The organism is Streptomyces sp. NPDC001828, assembly GCF_042892175.1.
GTDB lineage: Bacteria > Actinomycetota > Actinomycetes > Streptomycetales > Streptomycetaceae > Streptomyces.
The window spans coordinates 62,771-88,596 of sequence record NZ_JBIATV010000019.1 but is presented as its reverse complement, the minus strand read 5'-3'; the positions used below and the strand labels follow the sequence as shown (position 1 = coordinate 88,596).

The following is a 25,826-nucleotide window of genomic DNA, read 5'->3' as shown; positions in this document are numbered from 1 at the left end:
CGCCGGGAGTGGCCCGGTCGACTTGGATCTTTCCGCCCGGGGAACGTCCCGTGAGCGTTGCCCTTCCGGGTCCGGCCGTGGATCGCACGGCCTGCCCCCGTCGGCCGTGGATCACACGGCCGTGGGGTCCGGGCCGAGCCGGTCGTGGATGGCGCTCTGCACCTCGGCCTCCTCGGCCGGGTCGGCGGCGAGCCTGCGCAGCCGTTCGGCCACCCGGGCGTCCACGAGCTCCGCGTACTGGGCGGCCACTTCTCTGGTGGTCTCCTCGCAGTCCCACAGGCATTCGACGGCGAAGCCGGTGGCGAAGGAGGGGTCGGTGGCGGCGAGCGCACGGGCGGTGCGGCCGCGCAGCTGGGAGGAGGCGGTCTCGCGGTAGACGTGCCGCAGCACGGGGGCGGCGCAGCAGATGCCGAGCCGGCCCGCCCCGTCGACGAGGGCCCGCAGGAGCGGGGCGTCGGGGCCTTCGGAGCGTACGGTCTCGCGGAGCGCGCCGAGCACCAGCTTCTCGTCGCCGGCCTCGCCGCGTGCGGCGAGCACGCTGGCGGCGGAGGCGCCGAGCTGGTCGGGGCGCTGGACCCAGCCTCGGGCCCGGTCGACGGCCTCGGGGCCGCACATCCGCTCGAAGGCGTGCACGGCCGCGTCGGCGGCGGTGCGGGAGCCGGTGGAGACGGCCGCCTCGATCAGGTCGAGCACCCGGGCGTCGCACGACTCGGCGAGATAGTGCAGGGCGGCGCCACGGGCTCCGTCGGTACCGGAGCGGGCGGCCTCGACGATGGCGTCCCGGTCCTCGGGCCCCGCGACGGCGCCGAGGCACCTGGCCGCGGGCAGGTGCAGGACCGCGCCGCGTTCCAGACCTTCGTCGGCCCAGTCGAAGACCGCCTGGACGCTCCATCCGGGGCGGGGTCCGGACGGCCGCATCTGGCGCTGCCAGCGGTCGAAGGAGCCGGTCTCCTGGGCGGCCCGCACCCGCTTGCCCACCTCGTCGCGCGGGTCCTCGGCCCACAGACGCCAGGGCCGGGGCTCGAAGGCGTCGCGCACGGTGGCGGCGAGTTCGCCGTCGCCCTCCGGGGTGGCGGGGAAGCGGCCGAGCACGGACGTGGCGAGGGCGCGCAGGCCCGCGTCGTCGTCGCGCAGCGCGAGCTCGTCCAGGGCCCAGGCCCAGTTGGACCCGGTCGCGGCGTAGCGGCGGAGCAGCGCGAGCGCGTCGCTCCTGCCGTACGAGGCGAGGTGGCCGAGGACGGCGAGGGCGAGCCCGGTCCTGGAGTCCTCGGTGTCGAGGATGTCCTCGGCACCGAAGAGGTGCCGCTCGATCTGGTCGAGCCCGCCGTCGAGATCCAGGAAGAGCCGCGCGTAGTACAGCGAGCGGTTCTCGACCTGCCAGTCGTGGCGGGGGTCGCTCAGTACGCAGTGGTTGAGGGCCGCCAGGGCCTCGTCGCGCGGGGCGGCCAGCGCGTGCAGGGTGCCGTCGCCGCGGCCCCGCTGCAGCAGGCCGAGCAGCGTGCCGCTCGGCGCTATGACTGGATCGAACATGGAAATAGCCTCACATCAAGCTGTCGACGCAACCGGGGATTCGTGCCTTGCCCTAGGCCGCGCAGCAACATGAGGGGTCGCCCGCCGTCTTCTGCTTGGTGTAGACCATCTTCCTGCCTCTCGTCGTGGTCCCCGATGTAGGAACCCTGCCCCCGATGTAGGGGTTCGACGTCATGATGACCCAGCCATTTCGCCATTGCGACCACATTTACGGCGCCCCTCTCCGCGGGCTCTTCGGTGGATCCCCCGTAAACGCTTGATGGACGCTCAGTTGGCCCCGAACAGGGCGAGCAGGTCCGCCTTGCCGAACATCCGGGCGGTGTCGACCGCGGAGGGCGTCCCGGCGGAAGGATCGGCTCCGCCGGCCAGGAGGGCCTTGATCACGGCGTCCTCGCCCTTGAAGACGGCGCCGGCGAGCGGGGTCTGGCCGCGGTCGTTGGCGCGGTCGGCCTCGGCGCCGCGGGCCAGCAGGGCGGAGACCGCCTCGGCGTGCCCGTGGTAGGCGGCCAGCATCACGAGGGAGTCGCCGCGGTCGTTGGTGAGGTTCGCGGGCACCCCTGCGTCGACGTACGCGGCGAGCGCCTCGGCGTCTCCCTGACGGGCCAGCTCGAAGATCCTGGCCGCCAGCTCGACCACCTCGGGATCGAGTTCCTCGCTCATCGAAAACTCCTTAGGGGCAACGGAACAAACCCGCACGGCGACAGAGCCGTACGAGTGAATCGACAGGGTACTGCCCACCGGCCGACATGACGCGGCCCACCGGAGGCAAAGATCACCGCGAGTGACGGTTTGACCGGCCGACGGCCGCACAGTGTCCCGCTCCGGGCTGCTTTTCATATCCGCCACTCCAGTGAAATCGGCGGCCTTTCACCCGTTTGCACCTTTTATCGCATAGATACTTCCTGTGAGCCTGGAAGAACTCATGGTGACCGTCCCCATCAACCAGGAGATCCCCAATGATCCTGTCCATCTCAGGTGTGGTGCTGCTCGGAATCATCTGCTTCCTCTTCTTCAAGAAAGACGGACTCAAGGCCTCGCACGCGCTGGTGTGCGCGCTCTTCGGCTTCTACCTCGCGGGCACCGCCATCGCCCCGAGCATCACGGCCGGAGGCGCGAGCCTCGCCAGCCTGCTGGGCGGGATCAAGTTCTGACCTCCCGCCGTCCGCCGCCGCGCGGCGGACGTCACGGCGGACCCCCTTGCGGACACAACTCCAGGAGAACGATGTGGCCCGGCGACCACTCCCCCGCATTCTGAGCAGCAGCAGCGCATCCATCGTTCGCAGCCGCGAGATCGCGCGCACGGCCGCCGACAGCGCCACCGACGTTCTCCATCCGCTCATCACGATCAGCCGCGGCCTGCGGCTGATCACCGCCGCCCTGCGCGGCAAATGGGCCGCCACCCCCAAGGAACGGCGTGGTCCCGCGCTGTTCCTGACGGCGGCCGTGGTCCTGGTCGTCGCGCTCATCCCGTACGGGCCGCTCCTCGCCCTGATCACGGTGATGGGCGCGGCGGGCTGGAAGGGCCGGGTGAAGCCGGTCGTCAAGACGGGCCCCGACGAGGCCGAAGTCGCCCGTCTCCAGGCCCTCTACGAGGCGCTCGTGCCCTACTTCTCCGTCCCCGAGGACCCGAGCCCGCTCTTCTCCCACGGGGGCGAGTGGGACAAGGCCCTCAGTGACTACGCCTTCGACGACAGCGGCCGGCTCACCCGGCTCGGCATCCGCTACCCGGCCTACTTCACCGACGGCGAGCCCGCCGCGCGGGCCCGCATCGAGCAGCTCCTGCACGCCAAGTCGGGGCGCGGCCGCGAGTACCACTTCGCCTGGGACGAGGAGGGCAACCAGCTCACGATGAGCGTTCTGGACGCGCTGACCACCTCGATCGCCGCCCAGCGCTTCGTGACCTCGCCGGGCGAGACCGTCCTCGGCTTCACCGACGCGGACGCCGTGCGGCGCACCGTCCCGGTGACCGCGGGCGACGGGAGCCACGACGCCCCTCCGGTGGTCTGGCGCACCGGGCCCCGCTCCACCGAGCCCCACCTCCTCATCGTCGGCCAGCCCGGCTCGGGCACCACGACGCTGCTCCGCTCCATCGCGCTCCAGGCCCTCCAGCACGGCGACCTGCTCATCGTCGAGGGCAGCGGAACGGGTGAGTACGCCTGCCTGACCGGCCGCTCGGGCGTGCTCGCCGTCGAGTGCGGGCTCGCGGGAGCGCTCGCCACCCTCGAGTGGGCCTCGCACGAGACCGAGCGCCGCCTGATCTCCGCGAACCGGGCCCGCCAGGCGGGCCACCCGGCTCCCGAGGACACCAAGCGCCCGCTGTGGATCCTGCTCGACCGGCCCAGCGTGTTCGCCGACCTGGCCGCGGCCGACGGCCGCCCCGACCCGCAGCACCTGCTCCAGGTCCCGCTGCGGCACGGCCGGGCCGCCGGGGTGACCGTGGTGGTGGCCGAACAGTTCGAGGCCCTGGACGACCTGTCCGAGCCGGTGCGTTCGCACACCCGGGCCCGTGTGGTCCTCGGTCCGGCCGCGCTCGGCCAGGTCGAGTCGGTGCTCGGCGTCCCGCCGCACACCACGCCCACCCCGGAGGTCCCGCCGGGCCGCGGCTACGCCCGCCTCGGCACCGGCCCGGTGCTCCGCCTCCAGGTCCCCGCGACCCCGGACCCGTACGACGACGCCACGACCGAGGCGCACCGCCAGGCGGTCCTGGACCTGCTCCCGGCCCGGGAGGGCCCGGTGCAGGCGACCCCGGTGGACGCCGCTCCCGTGCAGGCCCCGCCCGCCGACACGACGCCGGTGGAGGCGGTCCCGGCCGAGGGATGAGCGGCGGGCACGGGCACCGGCCCTCGGGCCCGGCGCCCCTCGGGTCCCTCGGGTCCCCTTACGCCACGAACGTCCGCGGCGGCTCCGCGCTCCCCGAGCCGCCGCCCGTCTCGACGAGGCGGGCCGCCGCGGCGAGGCGCACTGCGGCCTCATCGGCGACCGGGCCACCGACCGTGAACGGCAGCCGGACATAGCCCTCGAAGGCGCCGTCCACTCCGAAGCGGGGGCCGGACGGCACCCGCACTCCGACGCGTTCGCCGACCTCGGCGATGCGGGAGCCCGACAGTCCTCCGGTGCGCACCCACAGGGTGAGACCGCCGCGCGGCACATCGAACTCCCAGCCGGGCAGCTCCCGGCGCACCGCCGCAACCAGGGCGTCGCGGTTCTCGCGGGCCTGGGTCCTGCGGAGTTCGACCGCCTTCTCCCAACCCCCCGTCCCCATAAGCCAGTTGACAGCCAGCTGCTCCAGTACGGGGGTGCCCAGATCGGCGTACGCGCGGGCGGCGACGAGCGAGCGGATGATGTCGGGCGCGGCCCGCACCCAGCCGATCCGCATGCCGGCCCAGAACGCCTTGCTCGCCGAGCCGACCGTGAGCACCGTGGCCCCGGCGGGGTCGAAGGCGCAGACGGGGCGCGGCATGGCGAGGTCCTCGTCGAGCCACAGCTCGCTCATGGTCTCGTCCACGACGAGCACGGTCCCGGCCGAACGGGCCGCGTCCACGAGCTGGCGCCGCTGGTCCTCGTCGGCGAGCGCGCCGGTGGGGTTGTGGAAGTCCGCGACGACGTACGCGAGCCGGGGCGCGGCATCCCTCAACACCTGGCGCCAGCGCGGCAGGTCCCAGCCGGTCAGGCCCTCGGCCATGGCGATCGGCACCAGCCGGGCGCCCGCCTCGCGCATGAGCTGGAGGATGTTGGCGTAGGAAGGCGACTCGACGGCGATGCGCTCGCCCCGGCCGGCGAACAGGTGGCAGATGGCGTCCATCGCCCCCATCGCGCCCGTCGTCACCATGATCTGCTCGGGCATCGTCGGGATGCCGCGCGCGGTGTAGCGGTCGGCGAGCATCTGCCGCAGCGCGGGCAGGCCCGCCGGGTAGTCGCCGTGGGTGTGGGCGTACGGCGGAAGCTCTTCGAGCGCGCCCTGGACGCCCCGGGTCAGCCAGGGTTCGGGCGCGGGCAGGGCGGCGCAGCCGAGGTCGATCATCGAGCCGAGCGACTCGGGCGGAAGCGGTTCGAGTCCACGGCCGGGCAGCGGATGCCCGGCGGGCACGGCGGTCCAGCTGCCCGCGCCGCGCCGCGATTCGAGGAAGCCCTCGCCCCGCAGCGCCTCGTAGGCGGCGGCGACCGTGGTGCGGCTCACCGACAGGGCGAGGGCAAGCTCGCGCTCGGCGGGCAGCCGGGCGGCGGCCGGGACCCGGCCCTCCAGGACGAGCAGCCGAATGCCGTCGGCCAGGGCCCGGTAGGCGGGCGGCTTGCGCAGGCCCGTCCCGGCCGGACGGGGCTGCTGTGCCTTGAGCTGGCGGGCGAGCTGGGCGGGCCCGATCGCAGAGGTCCACTGAGCCATCGAAGTCAGTCCACCTTCCCGGAATTGGCCATGGTTGCGGTCCATTGTCCCGCCACAGAGTGGCACGGGTCAGTCCACTACCACCACGCAGGGGGCCTCACCTTGTCCACGCACCTCACCCGGAGGGTGGTCCAGCTCTACGTCGGCCTCGCGCTGTACGGCGTCAGCTCGGGGCTGCTCGTCCGCGCCGGGCTCGGCCTCGAACCGTGGGGGGTGCTGCACCAGGGCCTCGCCAAGCACACCGGCCTCTCGATCGGCGTCGTGTCCATCATCGTCGGGGCGGCGGTGCTGCTGCTCTGGATCCCGCTGCGCCAGCGGCCGGGCCTCGGCACGGTGTCCAACGTGTTCGCGATCGGCGTCTTCATGGACGGCACGCTCGCCGTCGTCCCCGATGTGCACGGGCTGCTCGCCCGGGTTCCGCTGACGGCCGCCGCGATCGTGTGCAACGGGGTGGCGACCGGCCTCTACATCTCGGCCCGCTTCGGCCCGGGGCCGCGCGACGGCCTGATGACCGGTCTGCACAGGGTGACGGGACGATCAATCCGGCTCGTGCGCACGTCACTTGAGGTCGTCGTGGTGGCGACCGGGTTCCTGCTCGGCGGCTCGCTCGGCGTCGGCACGGTCCTGTACGCCCTGGCGATCGGCCCGCTCGCCCAGTTCTTCCTCCGCGTCTTCGCGATCCCCGGAACGACCCCGGCCTCGCCTCCGGTCTCGGCCCAGGCCCAGGCCCCGGCTCCGGCTCCGGCTCCGGCCCAGACTCCGGCCCAGGACCCGATACCCGGCCCCGTCCGGAACCCGAGCCCCGCCCCGACCCCGGCATCCACGGGCCACCCCGCCGTCGCACCGGCGTCACCGGACCGCGCGATACTTCCCCGGTGACTCGCGTACGCCATCCCTATCTGGACCACCCCTCGCCGATCCCGTTCGCCCACCGGGGCGGTGCGGCCGACGGCATCGAGAACACGGCCGCCGCCTTCCAGCGGGCCGCCGAGGCCGGTTACCGGTACTTCGAGACCGATGTGCACACCACGGCCGACGGACGCCTGGTCGCGTTCCACGACGCGACGCTCGACCGGGTCACCGACGCCCAGGGCAGGATCGCCGAGCTCCCCTGGGACGAGGTCAAGCGGGCCCGGGTGGCCGGGCGCGAGCCGCTGCCGCTGTTCGAGGAACTCCTTGAGGCCTTCCCCGAGGTCCGCTGGAACGTCGATCTGAAGGCCGAGTCCGCGCTCGTCCCGCTGATCGATCTGATCCGCCGCGCGAACGCCTGGGACCGGGTCTGCGTGGGCTCGTTCTCGGAGGCCCGGGTGGCCAGGGCGCACCGGCTCGCGGGCCCGCGCCTGGCCACCTCCTACGGAGTGCGGGGCGTCGCCGCGCTGCGCCTTCGCTCGTACGGGATCCCGGTGCCGCTGCGCCCCGGCGCGGTCAGCGCCCAGGTCCCCGAGAGCCAGAGCGGCATCCCGGTCGTGGACCGGCGCTTCGTGCGGACCGCGCACGCGCTCGGCCTGCAGGTTCACGTCTGGACGATCAATGACCCGGCGCGGATGAGGGCGCTCCTCGACCTTGGCGTGGATGGCATCATGACCGATCATCTGGAGACACTGCGCACGGTACTGACCGACCGGGGAGTCTGGCACTGACCCCCGGCGGGCACCGCTCGCGTACGGCACGAGCGAGGGGGCGCGGGTTGAGCGCTGAGGCCATGGGCAGCGTGGACCGGGCGGAACAGCCGGTCAGCACGGCCGACCGCAAACGGGAACAACACGGCTGGTACTTCTACGACTTCGCCTGCTCGGTGTATTCGACGAGCGTGCTGACGGTGTTCCTCGGCCCCTATCTGACCTCGATCGCCAAGTCGGCGGCCGATGCCGACGGGTTCGTGCATCCGCTGGGCGTGCCCGTGCGCGCCGGCTCGCTCTTCGCGTACGCCGTGTCCGCCTCGGTGATCTTCGCGGTGGTCCTGATGCCGATCGTGGGCGCCGCCGCCGACCGCACCGGCCGCAAGAAGCCGCTCCTGGCGGCCGCCGCCTACACGGGCGCGGCGGCGACGGCCGGGATGTTCTTCCTCGACGGGCACCGCTATCTGCTCGGCGCGGTGCTCCTGATCGTCGCGAACGCGTCCTTGTCCGTCTCGATGGTCCTCTACAACGCCTATCTCCCGCAGATCGCGGGCCCCGAGGAGCGCGACCAGGTCTCCTCGCGCGGCTGGGCGTTCGGCTACACCTCGGGCGCGGGCGTCCTCGTCCTCAACCTCATCCTGTACTCGGGGCACGACGGCTTCGGCCTGTCCGAGTCGGCCGCCGTACGGATCTGTCTGGCCTCGGCCGGCGTCTGGTGGGGCGCGTTCACCCTGGTGCCGCTGCGCCGGCTGCGCGACCGCCAGGTGGCGGCGGCCGGGGAAAGGGGCGGCGCGGCCGAGGGGAAGGTCGGCGCGGGCTGGCGGCAGCTGATCTCGACGCTGCGGGACATGCGGGCCCGCCCGCTCACCCTCGCGTTCCTGCTCGCGTACCTCATCTACAACGACGGTGTGCAGACGGTGATCTCGCAGGCCTCGATCTACGGCTCCGAGGAGCTGGGCCTCGACCAGAACACGCTCATCGTGGCCGTCCTCCTGGTGCAGGTCCTCGCGGTGGTCGGCGCGCTCGGGATGGGGCGGCTCGCCCGGACGCACGGGGCCAAGCGGACGATCCTGGGCTCGCTGGCCGTCTGGGCGGTGATCCTCGGCGTCGGCTTCTTCCTGCCCGCCCGTCAGCCCGTGCTGTTCTTCGTGCTCGCGGGGGCGATCGGCACGGTGCTGGGCGGCAGCCAGGCGCTGTCGAGGTCGCTTTTCTCACACATGGTGCCGAGCGGCAAGGAGGCCGAGTACTTCTCGGCCTACGAGATGAGCGACCGGGGCCTGAGCTGGCTGGGGCCATTGGTGTTCGGTCTCGCGTATCAGCTGACCGGGAGCTATCGGGATGCCATCATCTCGCTGGTGGTCTTCTTCGCGGTCGGATTCGTGCTGCTCGCCCGGGTGCCGGTGCGGGCCGCCGTGGCCGCCGCGGGGAATCCCGTTCCGGCGCGGATTTAGACGTTGAAGTGAAAGGCCGGTAGTGTACGCCTTTGGCCTGCCAGGCGGACCGTTACTGCGTGCTCAAGTAGAGAAGACGCTGGGTGACATCTGCTGTCAGATGTGACAAACCGGTCACTGGTGGGTACAACAAGGGGCGGCACGACGGCGACGCATGACCCAGAACGGGAATCTTTACCGCCGACCGGACGTTGACCGGATGACGACGACAGTGACACCTGTCCTGTGGGCGACAAGCCCGGGAGGCACGATTCATGAGTGAGCGAGCTCTTCGCGGCACGCGCCTCGTGGTGACCAGCTACGAGACCGACCGCGGCATCGATCTGGCCCCGCGCCAGGCCGTGGAGTACGCATGCGAGAAGGGACATCGCTTTGAGATGCCCTTCTCGGTGGAGGCGGAGATCCCGCCGGAGTGGGAGTGCAAGGTCTGCGGGGCCCCCGCACTCCTGGTGGACGGCGACGGCCCTGAAGAGAAGAAGGGCAAGCCCGCGCGTACGCACTGGGACATGCTCATGGAGCGGCGCACCCGCGAGGAGCTGGAGGAGGTTCTGGCCGAAAGGCTGGAGGTCCTTCGTTCCGGCACCATGAACATTGCCGTGCATCCGCGCGACAGCCGCAAGTCCGCCTGATCGCCCAGTTCGGCGATACAGCGCACAAGAGCTGAGGGCCGGTCACACCATCTGGTGTGACCGGCCCTCAGCTTTTGCCGCTCAGCTTTTGCCGCTCAGCTCTCGCCGCTCAGCTTTTGCCCGGGCCCGGTGCGTTCGCTACACCGGGCCCGGTTCGGTTCAGGGAACCAGTGGCGGGCGCGGGCCCCGGTCGTCCCGTGGCGGGTACGCGGCGGAGCCGTCCTCCCGGATGACCTCGCCCGGCACGACCTTGCCGTCGGGGTAGTGGATGCGAGCCTGCTGGAAGGCGTCGCCGAGCGCGCCGCCGCCGGCCGCCCGCATCCGCTTGTCGAGCGAGCGCTCGGCGAAGCGGGTGGCGAACTTCCGTACCGGCGGGAGCAGACAGAGCAGCCCCAGCGCGTCGGAGACGAACCCGGGGATGATCAGGAGCAGGCCGCCCAGCATCGTCAGGGCGTTGCCCTCGCCGCCGCCCTTGGCGGCCGACGGAGCCGCACCGGACTGCTGCTGCTGAAACGGCTCGGTCAGATTGCGGAAGGCGCGGCGCCCGGCCCGTTTGATGACGTAACTGCCGAGCAGCAGGCCGCTTACGAGCAGCAGCACCACCAGGAGGCCGCTGGTGGCCGAGGCCACCACGGTGAGCAGCCAGATCTCCAGGACCAGCCAGGCGGCGATCCCCAGGGGTACGAAGGTGCGTGCGCGCGAGCGCTTGGGAGCTGTCGGAGGCGGAGTGCCGGTCGTCATGCTCCCAGTGTGCCTGGGAGCCGATCCGGACGGCGTAAGAGGGAGATCAGTGCGCCCTGGTCGTACGGGCGGCCCCTCCCCCGGCCGAAGTCTCCCGGGGCCCCCGGAACCCTGGTGCTCGGAATGCGGGTCCCCCCGGCCGCGAGGCCCTCGGAGCCCGGCCGCTCAGCGCCTCAGGCCCACGGTGGCCCGGGATTCTCGTGCCGGCGGGGATCTCAGCCCTTGCGGCCCAGGAGCTTGTTGGCGCGGGAGCCGACGCCCCAGGCGGTGACCCGCCAGAGTGCCTCGACCAGGATGTCGTTGCTCATCTTCGAGTCGCCGCGTTCGCGCTCGACGAACGTGATCGGCACCTCGACCACGTGGAATCCCGCGCCGACCGCGCGCCGGGCGAGGTCCACCTGGAAGCAATAACCGGCCGAGGCGACCTCGTCGAGGCCGAGGCCTTCGAGGGTCTCGCGACGGAAGGCCCGGAAGCCTCCGGTGACATCGCGGATCGGGACGCCGAGGAGCAGCCGGGAGTAGGTGGAGCCACCGCGCGAGATGTACTCGCGGTACTTGGGCCAGTTCACGATCCGGCCGCCGGGCACCCAGCGGGAGCCGAGCACGAGGTCGGCGCCCTTGAGGGCGGTGAGCAGCCGGGGCAGTTCCTCGGGCTGGTGGGAGCCGTCGGCGTCCATCTCGACGAGGACGCCGTAGTCGTTCTCGATGCCCCAGCGGAAGCCCGCCAGATAGGCGGCGCCGAGGCCCTCCTTGCCCTTGCGGTGCAGCACGTGCACCTGGTCGTCCTGGGCCGCGATCTCGTCCGCGAACTTGCCCGTGCCGTCGGGGCTGTTGTCGTCGGCGACCAGGATGTGGGCCTCGGGGACCGCCGCCCTGACGCGGGCGACGATCGGCTTGATGTTCTCCGCCTCGTTGTAGGTCGGGATGATCACCAAGGCCTTGCCCAGCGGGCCGTACCGCCTCTGACCGCCGTCGTTCACTGCTGCCCCTTATTGTCCGTACGCAGGGGTCCACCATAGCGAGCGGTCGTGATCAGGCCGTACCGCGAGGGTGTGTGGTGTCGGATGCGCCCGGATGGCGGCCGGGATCTGCCGTAATGCCGGATGTCATGAACGTGTCGGTACGGGGGCCCGGCGCCCTTCGGGCCGACCTGGGACCCGCTGGCTGCGGGTCGACCGAGAGCCGTTGTCTACTGAACGTCCGGGCCCCACCCGGGTCGCACCTTCCCCGGGCCCTCAGGGGCCGGGGGGACCCCCGCGCGGCTGAAACCTTCCCTCGCCCCCGAGGCGCGGGCGCTGAACCTGGCTCCCAGTGGCGGTGCGCCGGTGCGGCACACCACCCCATGACCCAGCGGCGTTCGACGACTGCGTGGAGGATCAACCGGTTGGACAGTCCTGTGGTGGACTCGGCCGAACCTACCGGCCCCTTGCCGCGTTCTGTCAACAGCCGATCGAGCTGCGACGTTTTTTCAAATCACCAGGTCAGTGCCGAAGATCCGCAGGTCGTGGCGATGCCGTGACGGCAGCCCGTCGGCGGTACGAATTGTCCCCAAGTCACTCGTTCGGCCGCTCGAACACCGTTTGTCCGAACACCACGGTGCGCAGACAGACCGGCAGGGGGGCGCCCGGCGTGAGGTCGGGCAGGCCCGGGGTGCCCGAGCGCGGGTCCGTGGACCAGCGGGCCACCCGGTCGTCCGGGGCCTGGACCACGAGGTCGGCGGCCTGCCAGACCGCGTAGTCGGCCGGAGCGCCCGGCACCAGCGTCCCCGCGTCGTCCCGGCCGAGCGCGCGCCAGCCGCCCCGGGTGTGGGCGGTGAAGGCGGCACGGACCGAGACCCGGTGGTCGAGGGTGTGGTGGAAGGCGGCGGCGCGCACGGCGCCCCAGGGGTCAAGGGGGGTCACCGGGGCGTCGGAGCCGAAGGCGAGCGGCACCCCGGCCCGCAGCAGGGCCGCGTACGGGTTGAGCGTGCGGGCCCGCTCGACGCCGAGGCGGTCCGCGTACATGCCCTCGTCGCCGCCCCAGAGCGCGTCGAAGGCGGGCTGTACGGAGGCGGTGAGGCCGAGCTCGGCGAAGCCGGCGATCGTCTCGGGGGTGAGCATCTCGGCGTGCTCGACGCGGTGCCGGGCGGCACGGATCCGGGCAAGGCCGACCCGCTCGGCGGCGGCGCGTACGCCCTCGACGACCGCGGTCAGGGCGGCGTCGCCGATGGCGTGGAAGCCGGCCTGGATGCCGGCCTCGGTGCAGGCGGCCACATGGGCGGCGACGTCGGCGGCGTCCAGGTGGCCGGCGCCGGTGTGCGGGGCGTCCGCGTAGGGGGCGTGCAGGCATGCGGTGTGGGAGCCGAGCGAGCCGTCCACGAAGAGGTCTCCGGCGGCGCCGACCGCGCCGAGTTCGCGGATGCGATCGGCGTCCTTGGCCCCGGCGACGCGCTCGGCCCAGTAGCCGAAGACCCGGGGTCCCGCCTCGGCGCGGGCCAGCGCGAGCAGGGAGGTGAAGTCGTCCTCGTCGGAGATCTCGGGGCCGCCGCACTCGTGCACGACGGCGATGCCGAGCGAGGCGGCCCTTCGCAGGGCCGCGCGCTGGGCCTCGGTGCGCTGGCGCGGGGTGATCGCGGCGTGGGCGGCGGCCCGTACCGCGTGGTGGGCGGCGCCGGTCAGCGGCTCGCCGTCCCGGAATCCGGCCAGGTCGCGCACGCCGGGGACCAGGTCGAGCAGGGCGCTGGTGACGACGGCGGAGTGGACGTCGATGCGCGGCAGATAGAGCGGGCGCCCGCCGGTGGCCGTGTCCAGCTCGGCCCGCGAGGGGTGACGCCGTTCGGGCCAGCGGGCCGCGTCCCAGCCGTTGCCGAGCAGCACCTTGTCGTCGGGGCGGGCGGCCGCGTGGGCGCGTACGGCGTCGAGGGCCTCGGCCAGGGTGCGGGCCGAGGAGAGGTCGAGGCCGGTCAGGGCGAGACCGGTGGCGGTGGTGTGCACATGTGCGTCGGTGAACGCGGGGGTGACCAGGGCGCCTTCGAGGTCGACGACCTCGTCGACACCGCCGGCGAAGGCGTCCGCGGCGCCCTCGGAGCCGACCCAGGCGACGTGCCCGCGTTCGACGACCATCGCGGTGGCGAAGGGGTCGGCGGGGCTGTGCACATCGCCACCGCGCAGCAGGACGGTGCGGTGGGCGGTCTCTTCGGTCGTGGAACTCGCGGAACTCATGGAGGACAGCCTAGATATGCGGCGGCCGTGCCTCGTACGGGGTGGACAGGACCACGGTCGTACGGGTCGAGACGCCGGCCAGGGTGCGGATGCGGGTCAGCAGGTGCTCCAGCTCCAGAGGCGTGGCGACCCGCACCTTGAGGATGTAGTTCTCGTCGCCGGCCACGCTGTGGCAGGCCTCCAGCTCCGGCACGTCCGCGAGGCGCTCCGCGATGTCGTCCGGGGCGCTGGGGTCGAAGGGCTTCACCGAGATGAACGCGGTCAGCGGCAGGCCCACCGCCTCGGGGTCCACGACGGCCGCGTATCCGCGGATGACCCCGCGCTGCTCCAGACGCCGCACCCGCTGGTGCACCGCCGAGGTGGACAGGCCGGTGGCCTTGCCCAGGTCGGTGTAGCTCATCCGCCCGTCCTTGACGAGCAGATCCACAATCTGACGGTCCAGCTCCTCCATGGCGATCAACCTATTGCCCCAGGTCGCCTCCGGCACAGTCGGGCGGCGCCCGAAAGGGCACCTGCGGGCGGCATGTGACGAACACCACAGGTTCGCGGACCGCCGGACGGGGGCCAGGTGGTTATCGCCACGGCTTGGCGGGAAGTGCTTGCTTTGGTCGCGGCCGCGGCGCAATGCCGGCCCACCCGAGGGGGAGTGTCCCAATGCAGAATCCCAAGCGCACCGGACGTACGGAACGCGAACGCGGCGAACCGGAGCCCGTCGATATCGCCGACCTCGTCGACGACGACGAGGACTCGCTCGACGCGTACGACACCTTCGAGATGTACCGGGTCATCTGCCCGGACTGCGCCCAGCCGATCGCGCTGCTCGCCGACGAGGACGAGCTGCCCGAGCACGCGCTGTGCCCCAGCCCGTGGAATCCGTTCGTGCTCACCGTGTGCGCCGGGACCGGGCGCCCCGCCACGGCGGCGAAGGCGGCCGACGAGACGCTGGAGATCCAGGAGCAGGACACCGCGCTGCTGTTGACGCTCCCTCAGGGGCTCGACTGGCGCACCCAGCCGTTCTCGCACGTCGGCGGCCCGGGCTCGCGCCCGTTGCGCATGCCGCAGATGCGCCGCGCCGCCTGACGGCACGGGCTCGCAGTGCGGGCCGGACGCCACCGGGAGCGTCCGGCCCTTCCGCCTCAACTCCGGTACGTGCGACGGCCCTTCTGACTCAACACCGGCACGTACGAAGGCCCTTCCGCCTCAACTCCGGCGCGTAAGGCGTCCCTTCCGCCTCAACTCCAGTACGTACGACGCACCATGGCATCCAGTGTGGCCCGGTGCAGAATCAGCGCGTCCGGGTCCTGCGGCGGATCGACCTCGCCGAAGTGCACCTGCCGGTAGGCGATCCGCAGCATGACCACGGCGTGCCGCAGCGCGGCGTACAGGGTGTGGAACTCCATGTCGCGCGGGGTGTGTCCGGTGAGTTCGGCGTAGCGACGCTCGATGTCCGCGCGCCGTAGGAAGTCCGGCAGGCCGCGCTGGCCGAAACCCACCGTCAGGTCCTGGAAGAACCGGTGCAGGTAGACGGTCCAGCCGAGGTCGAGTTCGCGGGGGCCGCAGGCGGCCATCTCCCAGTCGAGGACGGCCGCCGGTTCGAAGCCGTCGTAGACGATGTTGCCGATGCGGGCGTCGCCCCAGTTGAGGACGTCGGGGCCCTCGTCCTCGGGCCAGTGCGCGTCGAGCCAGTCGAAGGCGGCCTCTATCAGGGGCGAACGCGGGACTCCGTCAACCACCCATTCGTAGTAGGCGCGTTGAGACGCGACATGACGGCTCAGGGCGGACCCCTTGGGGAATTCCGGTGGCAGCAGGAACTCGGCCTCCCCCGGCGGGACTTGGCCGTGCAGCCGGGCGAGGACGGACACGGTGCCCTCCTGGAGGCGGGCACGCTCGGCGTCGTCGGCCTCGTGCAGCCAATTGCCCTCGTACGTATAGGGCATGACGTCCGGCGGTACGCGCCCCTCGGCCCGGTCCATCACGAAGAACGGCGCGCCGAGCGGTGCCGGGTCCTCCTCCAGCCAGCGCACCCGTGGCACGGGCACGTCGGTGTGTTCGGCGACCAGACGCATCACGCGGTGCTGGCGGGCCATGTCGTACACCGGGAACACGGTGTACGCCGCCGGGTCGGCGGCGAGCCGCAGGGCGCAGGCGCGGACGGGGGTGTCGGGGTGCTCGATGTCGAAGAGCAGGGTCTCGCTGGACATGCCGTTGGAGGACGGCACCCGGATGTCGGCGACCCGGGCGCCGGGCAGTCGGACGTCCAGCCAGGCGGTGAGGCGGCGGCCGACGTCCTCGGGGTCACGGGTGGAGGTGCGGGGGCGTGGCGCGGTGGCCAAGGCGGTGCTCCCTTCACGACGAACGACAAGTGGGTGGCTGGTCAGGGGGCTACGGAGGAGTAGTCCGTGAAGCCGCTCGGGTCGTGCCGGCCGAAGCTGCCGTGCTCGAAGATCCCGTAGCCGGTCTGCCCGTCGAGGGTGAAGCGGGCCGCGTGGTCGGTGACGCCGTACGCGGCCATCGGATGGGCGGCCGGGTCGGACAGGTCGTAGACCTGCCGGTCGGTCCAGCCCCGGCCCTGCCAGGTGCCGTGCTGCCAGCCGTCGGCGGGCGGGTATCCGGCGCCGACCGCGAGCGGTGAGGAGGCGAGGATCTCGACGCCGAGTTCGAGGGGTTTGCGGGACTGGTCGGTGAGGTGGATGACGGCTCGCTCGGGGTGGCGGGTGCCGGGTCGGTAGGTGATGTCGGCCTGGGGCCAGCCGAGTTGGGCGTCGGGATGGCCCTCGCGCACGAGCGCGGCCTCGTTGAGCGTGCGGTATCCGTCGGCGTCCTCCTGGGCGATGACCATGACGAACCGGTCGTCGAACCGGGCCGGCACCCACAGCCAGTGGAAGCCCTCCGGCCGGTACTCCGCGCCGCGTCCGGCCTCCTCGCCGGGGATCGGCCGCACCCCCCAGCTGCGGTCGCGCGTGCCCGTCCACTCCCCCGCCGTGACGGGCATCTCCTCGCCGCCCACCCGGATGACCCCGGTGCAGTGGCCCGCCTGCACGAACCGACGCCCCTCCAGCGTCAGCCGCCCGCCGCTGCGCTGCACGTGGTGGGGTTCCCACAGGGCGGGGAAGTCCGCGTTCCAGACGATTTCGTACGAGAGTGAACTCGGGTCGGCCGGATCGGGAGCGCAGTGCAGCGTGAGGCGGTTCAACGGGGCGTCGACGGTGATCCGCAGGGGGCCGACGGCCAGGTTCATACGGTCGTCCGTGAGGGCGTCCGAGGCGCGGACGGCGTGCAGTCGGTCGCCGACGCGGAGGGTGGCGTAGGCGTCGATCACCCCCGTGTTGGGGTAGACCCCGAGGCCCGCGATGAGCAGGGCCCGGCCCTGGTGGTCGAAGACGTGGAAGATGCAGCGGTCGTAGGCGTTGCGGTCGCCCGTCGCGACGTGGCGCATCGAGAGGGGGGTCTGGTGGATGGGGTACTCGTCGAGGGGGGCGGGGCGGTCCTGGGGCATTCGGCAACCTCCGTAGGCTCGGGGCCACCTGACGGTACGTCAGCTCTTTGGCTCTCGCCATACCCTGGGCGCCGGGGGGGTTGCCCACCCGCCCGCCCGTGCAAGGGGTTGGATGGTTCGGCTCCTGGGGCTGCGCCCCAGACCCCCTGCGGGGGCTCCGCCCCCTGCACCCCCGTTCGCGCCTGAACGGCGCTCGTCCTCAAACTCCCCCAAGGCCTTAAGGGCCAGGGGGGACCCCCATGACGGGCTGAAGATGCCCCAGCACCCGGGGCTTTTAGGGGCCCGGGGAGCGGGCTGAAGATGGCGGCGCCGACCAGCACCAGCGGGGCGCGGGGCTGTGACATCAGCGCGGCTCCGCCGCGGTGGGCGCGACCGGGGATGCCGGGTCACCTACAGGGGCGCGGGGAACTGCGCGACCAGCCACGCACGGTGCGAGGACGAGAACGGGTCAGGGGCGCGGGGAACTGCGCCGAGGGGGACGGGCCGGGGGTGGCTGGATCCCGAGCTGGAGGGGGTCGTACGGACGGGCGAATCCGGGCGGGGGTGACCCCGGCACGGCGCGTCCCGTTGGCCAAGTCATGAGTTCGCTTTATTCGAACACCCCCGGCCGAGGCCGGCGAAGGCTCGTGCCGGGCGGCACCCCCGTACCCGCCGATCCGCCCATCTACCAGGCCCTGCTGCGGCATTGGGCGAGCCGGGGGCGGACCCTGCCGGGGCGGCGGGATCAGGAGTGGGTCCGGATCGCGGCCGCCCCGGTGTGGCCGGGGCACGGGGTCAGCGGGTCTCCGGACCCGCGAGGTGGCGCGCGATGACCATCCGCTGGATCTGGTTGGTGCCCTCGACGATCTGAAGCACCTTCGCCTCGCGCATGAACCGCTCGACGGGGAAGTCCGCCGTGTAGCCGTAGCCGCCCAGGACCTGCACCGCGTCCGTGGTCACCTTCATCGCCGCGTCCGTACAGAACAGCTTCGCCATCGCGGCCTGGCGCGAGAAGGGCCGGCCGGCGTCGCGCAGCCGGGCCGCGGCCAGGTAGAGCGCGCGGCCCGCCTCGATCTGCGTCGCCATGTCCGCCAGCATGAACCGCAGGCCCTGGAAGTCCGCGATGGGCCGGCCGAACTGCTGGCGCCCGGTGGCGTATCCGAGTGCCTCGTCGAGCGCCGCCTGGGCGACGCCGATCGCGCAGGCCGCGATGCCGAGCCGGCCAGAGTCGAGCGCGGAGAGGGCGATCGCGAAGCCCTGGCCCTCCTCTCCGATGCGGCGCGCGTCGGGGACGCGTACACCGTCGAAGTGGAGCTGGGCGGTGGGCGAGCCCTTCATGCCCATCTTCTTCTCGGGCGCGGCCGGGCTCAGCCCCTCGGCGTCGCCCGGCACGAGGAAGGCCGTGATGCCGCGGGCGCCCTCGCCGCCGGTGCGGGCCAGCACGGTGTAGAAGTCCGCGATCCCGCCGTGGGTGATCCACGCCTTGGTGCCCGTGATGACCCAGTCGTCGCCGTCCCGCACCGCCTTGGTGCGCAGCGACGCCGCGTCCGAGCCCGAGGCGGGCTCGGAGAGGCAGTACGCGCCGAGCAGTCCGCCGCCGAGCATGGCGGGCAGATGCTCGGACTGCTGCTCCTTGGTGCCGTAGCCCGCGAGCGCGTGGCAGGCCAGCGAGTGGACGCTCACGCCGAGGCCGACCGTGAGGCGGGCCGCCGCGAGCTCTTCGAGCACCTGGAGGTAGACCTCGTAGGGCTGGTCACCGCCGCCGAACTCGGAGTCGTAGGGCAGGCCGAGGAGGCCGGACTCGGAGAGCAGGGTGAAGACCTCGCGCGGGAAGTGCCCGGCGTCCTCCTGCTCGGCGGCCCGAGGCGCGATCTCCCGCTGGACGATGTCGCGCACCAGCGTGACAAGGTCCCGGGCCTCTTCGGTGGGCAGCTGTCGTTCCACCGGCTGTGGGGCACGGTCGGGCATGGCGCGCTCTCCTCCCTGTCGGGCGCTTCGACGGACGCACGCGCAGGGTGTGGCGGCGCCGCCGGTGACTCTGCTCTACGGCCGTTACCTTCCCTCCCGGGTCACGGAAGTAGCAGGCGGGCGGCCGTGGCGCTGTGAGTATGCCCGATCGGACGCGTCCCGTCACTGGCTCCAAGATCACGATTTCCCCGGGCTTGGCTTGGGGCGCGCGGCTGGAATTGAGCACTCCGGAATTGGTCCGAACCATTGACCGCACTGGTCTAGTCCTTCTAGCGTTCCCTCCGGCGCCTTAGTGCGTTCATGTCAAAGCACCGGTGAAAGTCCCCCGCTCTCCCCTCCCCACGAGGAGATCACGATGCCCGGACCCCGTCCCCCACGCCCCTACTTCAAGGCCCTGCTCGCGGCCGCGTGTACCGCCGCCCTCGGCGTCACACTGCTCGGCGGCGCGGGCAGCGCCAACGCCTCCCCCGAGAAGGCCCCGGCCCCGCAGGCCGCCGCGGCCGGCTCCAAGGTCGTCGGATACTTCACCGACTGGGGCGTCTACCAGCGCAATTACCACGTCAAGAACATCGAGACCTCCGGCTCGGCCGCGAAGCTGACGCACATCAACTACGCGTTCGGCAACGTCACCGGCGGCAAGTGCGCCATCGGCGACGCCTACGCCGACTACCAGAAGACCTACGACGCCGCCTCCAGCGTGGACGGCACCGCCGACAAGTGGGACCAGCCGGTCGCGGGCAGCATCAACCAGCTGCGCGAGCTCAAGAAGAAGCACCCCGGGCTCAAGGTTCTCTGGTCCTTCGGCGGCTGGACCTGGTCGGGCGGCTTCGCGGAGGCCGCGAAGAACCCGGCCGCGTTCGCCTCCTCCTGCTACTCGCTGGTCAAGGACCCGCGCTGGGCCGATGTCTTCGACGGCATCGACATCGACTGGGAGTACCCCAACGCCTGCGGCCTGTCCTGCGACACCAGCGGGCGCGAGGCCTTCAAGAACCTGCTGGCGGCGCTGCGTTCGAAGTTCGGCGGCTCCAGCCTGGTCACCGCGGCCATCACCGCCGACGCCTCGGCGAACGGCAAGATGGACGCCACCGACTACGCGGGCGCGGCGAGTTACGTCGACTGGTTCAACCCGATGACGTACGACTTCTTCGGCGCCTGGGCCGCCCAGGGCCCGACCGCCCCGCACTCCCCGCTGACCTCCTACAGCGGGATCCCCACGCAGGGCTTCAACACCGACGCGGCGATCACGAAGCTGAAGGGCCTCGGCATCCCGTCGGGCAAGCTCCTGCTCGGCATCGGCTTCTACGGGCGCGGCTGGACCGGCGTGACGCAGAAGGCGCCGGGCGGCACGGCGACCGGACCCGCGGCCGGCACGTACGAGCAGGGCATCGAGGACTACAAGGTGCTCAAGACCAAGTGCCCCGCCAACGGCACGGTCGCGGGGACGGCGTACGCGTACTGCGGCAACAACTGGTGGAGCTACGACACCCCGTCCACCATCGCCGGGAAGATGACCTACAAGAACAACCAGGGTCTCGGCGGAACCTTCCTGTGGGAGCTGAGCGGCGACACCACCAACGGTGAGCTCATCAAGTCGATCAGCTAGTACGGGAGTTGGGCCGAAGGGGCGGGGCGGTGGCGGCCACCCGCCCCTTCGTCATGCCCCGGGCGGTCCCGGGGGACCCGGCGGCTCCGACGGCTCGGGAGGCTCCGGCGAAGGGCAGGACGGCTCGAACTCCTCGATGGTGTCCAGGGTGCGCCGCAGCATCCGTACGAGCAGCTCGCGCACGGTGTCGCGGGGCGGCTCCAGGGCGCCCAGCCAGTCCAGGGTGACGCTCTCCACGCTGCCCAGCCAGCCGAGCAGCGCGAGCCGGGCCAGGACCGGGACCTCCCGGGTGCCGTAGGCGCCCTCGGCGATGGTGGCGATGAGTTCCTCGCGCACCGCGTCCCGGATGGCCTGCACCTGGGTGTCGAAGCCCACGCCGCCCGTCACGATCGTCCGGTAGGCCGCCTGGTGGTGCTCGGCGTAGCGCAGATAGCCGTCGATGGTGCGGTGGACGCGCTCGGCGCGGGGCAGGTCGGTGTCGCTGCCCGCGCGGGACACCAGGTCGGCGACGGAGTCCTCGACGATGGCCAGGTAGTAGCCGCGTTTGGACTTGAAGTAGTAGTAGATCAGGCCCTTGGCCACCCCCGCCTGCTTGGCGATGTCGTCCATCGACAGCGCGTCGTAGGAGGTGTCGGCGAACAACTTCCGGCCAGTTGCGATGAGTTCGGAGCGACGGACCTGGGATCTCTCGGTCGTACCGCCCTGTTGACTATTATTCAAATTCGGCCCTAGTCTCCAACTGCCACAGGATGCCCGCAGTATGGCAGACCTGCATTCGCACTCCCCCTGCACCGCCCTTCGAGGGTTCGCCGGATCGTACGGGAGGATCAAGTGAGCGCAGCCGGACGGCCGTTGGCCGAAGGCAGAACAGCCTGGAAGAAGACGGCGGTCATCGCCCTGCCCGCGGTGGTCGCGGTCGGGATCATGGCCAATGTGATGGCGGAGGGCGCGCTCGCCGCGTCCTTCGCGGTCTCCGGGACCAGTTTTCAGGTCTCCTCGGGGAAGCTGACCAGTTCGGGGCTCTCCTCGTTCGTGCAGACCGACCGGTCCGTCGACGGCAAGGGCCACCCCGTGGCGCTGCTCGGCATCGGCGACGCCAAGCTCAGCGACATCTGCCAGTCAGCCGAGGTCGGCACCCCGGTCGGCACGGTGGTCTTCAAGCTGACGGCGGGCGGTGACGCGGGCGAGGTGACCGCGAGCAACCTGGTCATCGACGGCGAGGACCTGGTCGGCGACGCCCAGTTCGGCACCGCCGAGATCGGCCGGGACGCCTCAACTCTGGATGCCGTCAAGGGAGTTCAGGGCGAGGCGGGCAAGTTCGGCCTGCAGGCCGGGAACATCGAGGTGAACGGCGTGAAGTCGCATGCCTGGTCGGCGACCGGCGGCAACTTCCGGCTGAAGGGGATGAAGGTCGATGTGAGCATCGGCGGCAAGAAGTGCTTCTGAGACGACTCGGGCTGCTCAGGATCCCCCGCACCGGCGCGAGAACCCCCACGCCCGGGCCGCCGGTCCGGGTCCAGGGCGGCCCGCGGCCGGACGGGCCCGGAGCCCCGGGCGAGGGCGCCGGGCCGCTCGCCGGATTCGTTCCCGGCGCCCGGACCGGCCGGCGTGCGGGGCCCCGCACCGGCGAGGGGACGGGGCCCCGCACCGATGAAGGGGCCCGCACAGATGAGGAGGCCCGCCCCGCGCGGGGCGGGCCCGTGCCGGGCGGGGGCCTGGAGCGGGTGCGGCTTCCCTGGCTCGACGAGCGGCTCCCGCTGCCCGAGGCCCGCCGGGTGCTGCGGCGCTGGCGGCGGACCCGGCCGTTCTGGGCGGGGCTCTTCCTCCTCCTCGGCGGCGTCGAACTGCTCGTGGTGCCGCTGTCGCCGCTGACCATCCTGGTCAGCCTCGGGCTCGGCGGCATCGCCGCGATCGGCATCGGGCTCGCGCTCGTCGCCGCTGGGCTCTTCCTCTGGCTCCTGCCGCACACCCGGCACTACGTGTCGGTCAACGCGCTGATCCTGTCGGTGCTCTCGTTCGCGGCGACCAACCTGGGCGGGTTCCTGGTGGGGATGGCGCTCGGCATCACGGGCAGCGCGATGGGCTTCGGCTGGACCCCCAAGGAGGAGGCGGGCCCCCGGGTGCCGAACGTCCGCACCCAGCGCACGCTCGCCGCGGCCCTGCCCGTCGCCCTGCTCGTCACACTCGGCGGACGTCCGGCGGCAGCTCCGGAAGCCGGGCCGGGGGCCGCTCCCGCGGCCACCCCGGCTTCCGGACCGATCACCGCCCCCGCCGTGCCGCCCACGGTCACCACGACCCGCTTCTCGCCCCACGGCTTCCTGCTCGCCGGGGTGACGACGGTGCCGACCGCACACGGCCCTCTCAAGGTGATGGTCCTGCGGATGACCTCGGCCTCGCTCACCGACTACCGGCTCAACACCCGCGACGGACATGACGAACTCGCCCTGGGCGCAAGCTCGTTGGACCTGAAGGGCAATGTGACGCTCTACCTCTCCAAGTTCAGCGGCTGCCTCGAAGGGCTGATCTGTGTCACCTTCGACCCCAACACGCTGCCGGTGCCGCCGATCGTGCCCCCGTTCGTCTACATGACCGACGTGTCGGCCGAACAGGCCCTGGTCACCTCGGACTCGATCGTCGCGAACGGCCTGACGCTGGGGGCATCGTGATCCAGATCCAGGCCGCCCTCTTCTGGGCGTACGCGACCGGCGCGACCTTCGCCGTCTCGGCGGCCCGCCAACTCCAGTGGTGGCAGCGCTCGGTGCACGAGGAGGGCGTACGCACCCGCAGCCGGGCGGCCAACCCGTATCTGATGCTGACCGTCCTGTTCGCGGCCGTACTCCTGGTGCCCACCGGCCTGTTCATGCTGTGGCAGAACCCGTCGTGGGCGACCATGCAGGTGGCCGGCGACCACCACGGCGTCTGGGCCGGGTTCGTGCTCTTCTACGCGGGCGGCACCGTCGTCGCGGCGCTGCTCGGCTTCCTCGTGGCGCAGTCGCTGGTGCTCGTGGGGGCCGGCTACTGGGCTTACCTGCAGAGCGTGGGCGGGCACTTCCTGCTGTTCGGCGTGCTGATCCACGGCTGGGACGGGACCGGCTACCGCCGGCTGCTCACCACGAACCGGACGGCGCTGCGGGACTGGCCGAAGGACAGCGTGGTCAACAACCTGCTGCACTTCCTGACGTCGGGAACGTTCCTCGCGCTGCTCGTCCTCGGGGCCGCCGTGATCGGCACGATGCTGATCACGGAGATCGGCTGGCTGATGGAGGGCTGGGAGCTGCCGGGCGCGGACGAGGACCGCAAGGTGCCACGGGTGCTCGCGGTGGCCGTCGCGGCCGCCGGGGTCTACGGGCTGCCGTTCGTCGGCGCCCTGGCCGCGAGCGCGCTGCTGCGGCTGCTGGGGTGGCCGCTCGGACTGCCGCTCTTCGCGGTCCTGGCGGGCCTCGTCCTGCTGGCCCGGCGTTCACCGGTGCGGCTGCTCTACGGCCTGGTCGGCGTCCCGGAACGGCACTGGAAGGCCGACCTCGGCCTGGAGCTGACGTCCTAGCCCCGACGGCTGCCGGCTACAGCAGGCCCGTCTGCGTGACCAGCATGGCGATGACCACCACGAGGGTCCAGCCCAGGAGGTGCTCAAGGACCTTGGGACCGACGTCCTTGGGGCCGCCGGTGCGGGCGCGCAGCTCGGCCTGGGCGCGGGGGTCGTCGAGGGTGGTGGCAGGCAGGGTCATGGGAACTCACTCGGTCGTGTGGCGGTGCACGGTCCCCCCGGTGACCCGTCCACCGTGCCATCGGACCGGCGCCCCGGGGTAGAGACGTTCGTCACTGCCCCGGGGCGCGAAGGGCCGCTCAGCGGATGCCGACGGCCGCGAGGGCCTTGCGCTGGCTGGCCGTCGGGGACGCGGGCCAGTACAGGTAGCAGACGCCGCCTGTGCCGGAGGACACGTTTCCGCTCGCGTTGTAGCGCTTGGTCCGCAGCCAGACGTTCTCGAATTCGCGCCGCTTGTAGACGCGGCGCACGGCCGCGTCGTCCGGCGCGGCCGGGTCGTGGGCGATGACGTCGCCGTCCTCGGTGAAGCCGATCACCGTCATCAGATGCCCGGAGGTGCCGTAACCCGCGCCGGTCAGTTCGGCCGCGAGGAACGACTGGGACGTTATGGCCGGGATGCCGGCCCGGACCAGCCTCTCCACGTCGCCCAGCGAGCTCAGCCGGGTCACCACCGCGTTCAGGTCCCGGTAGGTGGCGGCGTAGGCGGCGTTGAAGGGCCAGTTGCCGCAGCCCTGGTACTGGTAGTCGTAGGTCCCCCGGGCCGCGTGGCACACCTGCGGGTCGGCGTAGGACGGGTCCACCCAGGCGAGGTCGGCGGCGCTCGGCCGCCGCCCCCAGTGCTCGATGATCATCTGCGAGGAGGTGGGGCTGCACCAGGCCTCGCCGCCGTTGTCGTACTGCGGGTACTGGCCCTTGTGGATCTCTTGCGAGTAGCTCGGCACCGCCAGCTCGCCCGCGTAGCCCGGCGTCGAGGCCTCCACGGTGAACCGGTCCGGGACGTCGGACGCCATCGCGCCCAGCCGCCACACGGTCGGCGTGAGCCGGGTGCCCGGCCGGCGGTAGAGGGTGACCCGCAGCTGGTAGGAGGCGAGGCGCGGACCGCCCGCCGGGGTGTCGATCGCGAAGGTGTCCGTCGAGATGGAGCTCTTCCCGTCGCCCTGGCCGTCGACGGAGGTGCGCCGGATGTCCGTGTCCCCGTCGCCCGCCGTCCAGCGGCCCATGACGTACGCCGGCGTGGCCGTGCCGTCCGTGTAGGTGCCGAGCAGCTCGACCTGGATCCAGGTGCCGGGCGGGGTGTGTGCGTTCCAGTGGGCGACGGCTTCGGTCGCGGGCACGGCGGAGCGGTGCACCGGCGAGGTCCAGCTCGCGTACTCCCAGGTGGCGGTCCGCTGGGTGTGCGGGTCGGTGTAGGAGCTCGTCCCGGCCGGCCGCGCGATGACGATGCCCGGGCGTCGGCCGGCCTCGGCGCGCACCCCGCGGGCGGTGCCGGAGCGCCAGTCGGCGTCCGAGGTCCAGGCCTGGTTGTCCACGAGCTGCTGAGCCTGCTTCGGTCGGGCGGTGTCGGCGGTCGCGGCCGCCGGTCCCGCGGACGCGGTCACGGCGCCGGCCGCGACGGCGACGGCCGCGGCGAGGACGGTTCTGCGGGAGGTGGGGCTTGTCACGGTGAGGACCCCCGGTCGGTCACG

The 25,826-nt window shown here is 72.2% G+C and carries 24 protein-coding genes; 11 read left to right on the top strand and 13 right to left on the bottom strand.

The features are described 5' to 3' along the window. Positions 1 to 111: 111 nt before the first annotated feature. The gene (locus tag ACFYZA_RS37425; RefSeq protein WP_382597810.1) at positions 112 to 1,530 is read right to left on the bottom strand and encodes a HEAT repeat domain-containing protein; all 1,419 of its coding nucleotides are present in this window, start codon (positions 1,528 to 1,530) and stop codon (positions 112 to 114) included. A 267-nt stretch (positions 1,531 to 1,797) separates the two neighbouring features. Beyond that, positions 1,798 to 2,190, bottom strand: coding sequence for an ankyrin repeat domain-containing protein (locus ACFYZA_RS37420; protein ID WP_382597808.1), 393 nt, complete (start codon positions 2,188 to 2,190; stop codon positions 1,798 to 1,800). A 296-nt stretch (positions 2,191 to 2,486) separates the two neighbouring features. On the opposite strand from ACFYZA_RS37420, the gene ACFYZA_RS37415 reads away from it, so the two are divergent. Together ACFYZA_RS37415 and ACFYZA_RS37410 are read left to right on the top strand one after the other, a co-directional pair. Then, entirely contained in the window at positions 2,487 to 2,681 is a 195-nt protein-coding gene (locus ACFYZA_RS37415) for a hypothetical protein (protein WP_100577357.1), read from the top strand. A gap of 73 nt (positions 2,682 to 2,754) precedes the next feature. After that, entirely contained in the window at positions 2,755 to 4,350 is a 1,596-nt protein-coding gene (locus ACFYZA_RS37410; protein WP_388494816.1) for a hypothetical protein, read from the top strand. Positions 4,351 to 4,408: 58 nt separating this feature from the next. On the opposite strand, the gene ACFYZA_RS37405 is transcribed toward ACFYZA_RS37410, so the two are convergent. Beyond that, positions 4,409 to 5,911 (bottom strand): PLP-dependent aminotransferase family protein, encoded by a 1,503-nt coding sequence (locus ACFYZA_RS37405; RefSeq protein WP_388494815.1) that lies wholly within the window; start codon positions 5,909 to 5,911, stop codon positions 4,409 to 4,411. A 102-nt stretch (positions 5,912 to 6,013) separates the two neighbouring features. Between ACFYZA_RS37405 and ACFYZA_RS37400 the strand changes: the two genes are divergently transcribed. The 4 genes from ACFYZA_RS37400 to ACFYZA_RS37385 all read left to right on the top strand — a co-directional run bounded on the left by ACFYZA_RS37400 (position 6,014) and on the right by ACFYZA_RS37385 (position 9,610). Then, positions 6,014 to 6,790: a YitT family protein gene (locus ACFYZA_RS37400; RefSeq protein ID WP_388494814.1), complete on the top strand. Its 777-nt coding sequence runs from the start codon at positions 6,014 to 6,016 to the stop codon at positions 6,788 to 6,790. Beyond that, positions 6,787 to 7,551 carry a glycerophosphodiester phosphodiesterase gene (locus tag ACFYZA_RS37395; RefSeq protein ID WP_388494813.1) on the top strand — a complete coding sequence of 255 codons (765 nt, stop codon included), beginning with the start codon at positions 6,787 to 6,789 and terminating at the stop codon, positions 7,549 to 7,551. The genes ACFYZA_RS37400 and ACFYZA_RS37395 overlap by 4 nt, the downstream gene beginning before the upstream one ends. Positions 7,552 to 7,613: 62 nt before the next feature. After that, positions 7,614 to 8,981 (top strand): MFS transporter, encoded by a 1,368-nt coding sequence (locus ACFYZA_RS37390; RefSeq protein ID WP_388494836.1) that lies wholly within the window; start codon positions 7,614 to 7,616, stop codon positions 8,979 to 8,981. 254 nt (positions 8,982 to 9,235) lie between these two features. Then, positions 9,236 to 9,610, top strand: coding sequence for an RNA polymerase-binding protein RbpA (locus ACFYZA_RS37385; protein ID WP_053724453.1), 375 nt, complete (start codon positions 9,236 to 9,238; stop codon positions 9,608 to 9,610). A gap of 159 nt (positions 9,611 to 9,769) precedes the next feature. On the opposite strand, the gene fxsA is transcribed toward ACFYZA_RS37385, so the two are convergent. The 4 genes from fxsA to ACFYZA_RS37365 all read right to left on the bottom strand — a co-directional run bounded on the left by fxsA (position 9,770) and on the right by ACFYZA_RS37365 (position 14,002). After that, positions 9,770 to 10,351 (bottom strand): FxsA family membrane protein, encoded by a 582-nt coding sequence (gene fxsA / locus ACFYZA_RS37380; RefSeq protein ID WP_388494812.1) that lies wholly within the window; start codon positions 10,349 to 10,351, stop codon positions 9,770 to 9,772. A gap of 215 nt (positions 10,352 to 10,566) precedes the next feature. Beyond that, the gene (locus ACFYZA_RS37375) at positions 10,567 to 11,331 is read right to left on the bottom strand and encodes a polyprenol monophosphomannose synthase (protein WP_388494811.1); all 765 of its coding nucleotides are present in this window, start codon (positions 11,329 to 11,331) and stop codon (positions 10,567 to 10,569) included. Between the two features lie 573 nt (positions 11,332 to 11,904). Continuing rightward, a complete protein-coding gene (locus ACFYZA_RS37370; RefSeq protein WP_388494810.1) occupies positions 11,905 to 13,551 on the bottom strand; it encodes an amidohydrolase in 1,647 nt (548 codons plus the stop codon). Between the two features lie 10 nt (positions 13,552 to 13,561). Continuing rightward, positions 13,562 to 14,002 (bottom strand): Lrp/AsnC family transcriptional regulator, encoded by a 441-nt coding sequence (locus tag ACFYZA_RS37365; protein WP_120725320.1) that lies wholly within the window; start codon positions 14,000 to 14,002, stop codon positions 13,562 to 13,564. Between the two features lie 203 nt (positions 14,003 to 14,205). Between ACFYZA_RS37365 and ACFYZA_RS37360 the strand changes: the two genes are divergently transcribed. Next, entirely contained in the window at positions 14,206 to 14,631 is a 426-nt protein-coding gene (locus ACFYZA_RS37360; RefSeq protein ID WP_382597793.1) for a hypothetical protein, read from the top strand. Between the two features lie 152 nt (positions 14,632 to 14,783). Here ACFYZA_RS37360 and ACFYZA_RS37355 read toward each other — a convergent pair whose 3' ends face one another. From ACFYZA_RS37355 to ACFYZA_RS37345, 3 genes are all read right to left on the bottom strand, one after another. After that, positions 14,784 to 15,884: a phosphotransferase family protein gene (locus ACFYZA_RS37355; protein ID WP_388494809.1), complete on the bottom strand. Its 1,101-nt coding sequence runs from the start codon at positions 15,882 to 15,884 to the stop codon at positions 14,784 to 14,786. Positions 15,885 to 15,925: 41 nt separating this feature from the next. Then, a complete protein-coding gene (locus ACFYZA_RS37350; protein WP_388494808.1) occupies positions 15,926 to 17,047 on the bottom strand; it encodes a hypothetical protein in 1,122 nt (373 codons plus the stop codon). Positions 17,048 to 17,821: 774 nt separating this feature from the next. Further along, positions 17,822 to 18,994 carry an acyl-CoA dehydrogenase family protein gene (locus ACFYZA_RS37345; RefSeq protein WP_382596564.1) on the bottom strand — a complete coding sequence of 391 codons (1,173 nt, stop codon included), beginning with the start codon at positions 18,992 to 18,994 and terminating at the stop codon, positions 17,822 to 17,824. Positions 18,995 to 19,349: 355 nt separating this feature from the next. Between ACFYZA_RS37345 and ACFYZA_RS37340 the strand changes: the two genes are divergently transcribed. Further along, positions 19,350 to 20,597 (top strand): glycoside hydrolase family 18 protein, encoded by a 1,248-nt coding sequence (locus ACFYZA_RS37340; RefSeq protein WP_382596566.1) that lies wholly within the window; start codon positions 19,350 to 19,352, stop codon positions 20,595 to 20,597. A gap of 51 nt (positions 20,598 to 20,648) precedes the next feature. On the opposite strand, the gene ACFYZA_RS37335 is transcribed toward ACFYZA_RS37340, so the two are convergent. Further along, positions 20,649 to 21,317, bottom strand: coding sequence for a TetR/AcrR family transcriptional regulator (locus ACFYZA_RS37335; RefSeq protein WP_388494807.1), 669 nt, complete (start codon positions 21,315 to 21,317; stop codon positions 20,649 to 20,651). A 111-nt stretch (positions 21,318 to 21,428) separates the two neighbouring features. Between ACFYZA_RS37335 and ACFYZA_RS37330 the strand changes: the two genes are divergently transcribed. From ACFYZA_RS37330 to ACFYZA_RS37320, 3 genes are all read left to right on the top strand, one after another. Continuing rightward, complete coding sequence (locus tag ACFYZA_RS37330) at positions 21,429 to 22,043, top strand: DUF6230 family protein (protein ID WP_382596570.1); 615 nt, start codon at positions 21,429 to 21,431, stop codon at positions 22,041 to 22,043. Positions 22,044 to 22,297: 254 nt separating this feature from the next. Beyond that, a complete protein-coding gene (locus tag ACFYZA_RS37325; RefSeq protein WP_388494806.1) occupies positions 22,298 to 23,263 on the top strand; it encodes a DUF6114 domain-containing protein in 966 nt (321 codons plus the stop codon). Next, entirely contained in the window at positions 23,260 to 24,141 is an 882-nt protein-coding gene (locus ACFYZA_RS37320; RefSeq protein WP_388494805.1) for a hypothetical protein, read from the top strand. Before ACFYZA_RS37325 ends, ACFYZA_RS37320 begins: the two co-directional genes overlap by 4 nt. A gap of 16 nt (positions 24,142 to 24,157) precedes the next feature. On the opposite strand, the gene ACFYZA_RS37315 is transcribed toward ACFYZA_RS37320, so the two are convergent. Both ACFYZA_RS37315 and ACFYZA_RS37310 read right to left on the bottom strand, forming a co-directional pair. After that, entirely contained in the window at positions 24,158 to 24,322 is a 165-nt protein-coding gene (locus ACFYZA_RS37315; RefSeq protein ID WP_388494804.1) for an SCO1431 family membrane protein, read from the bottom strand. Positions 24,323 to 24,440: 118 nt separating this feature from the next. Next, positions 24,441 to 25,802: a peptidase C39 family protein gene (locus tag ACFYZA_RS37310; protein ID WP_388494803.1), complete on the bottom strand. Its 1,362-nt coding sequence runs from the start codon at positions 25,800 to 25,802 to the stop codon at positions 24,441 to 24,443. Positions 25,803 to 25,826: the final 24 nt, after the last annotated feature.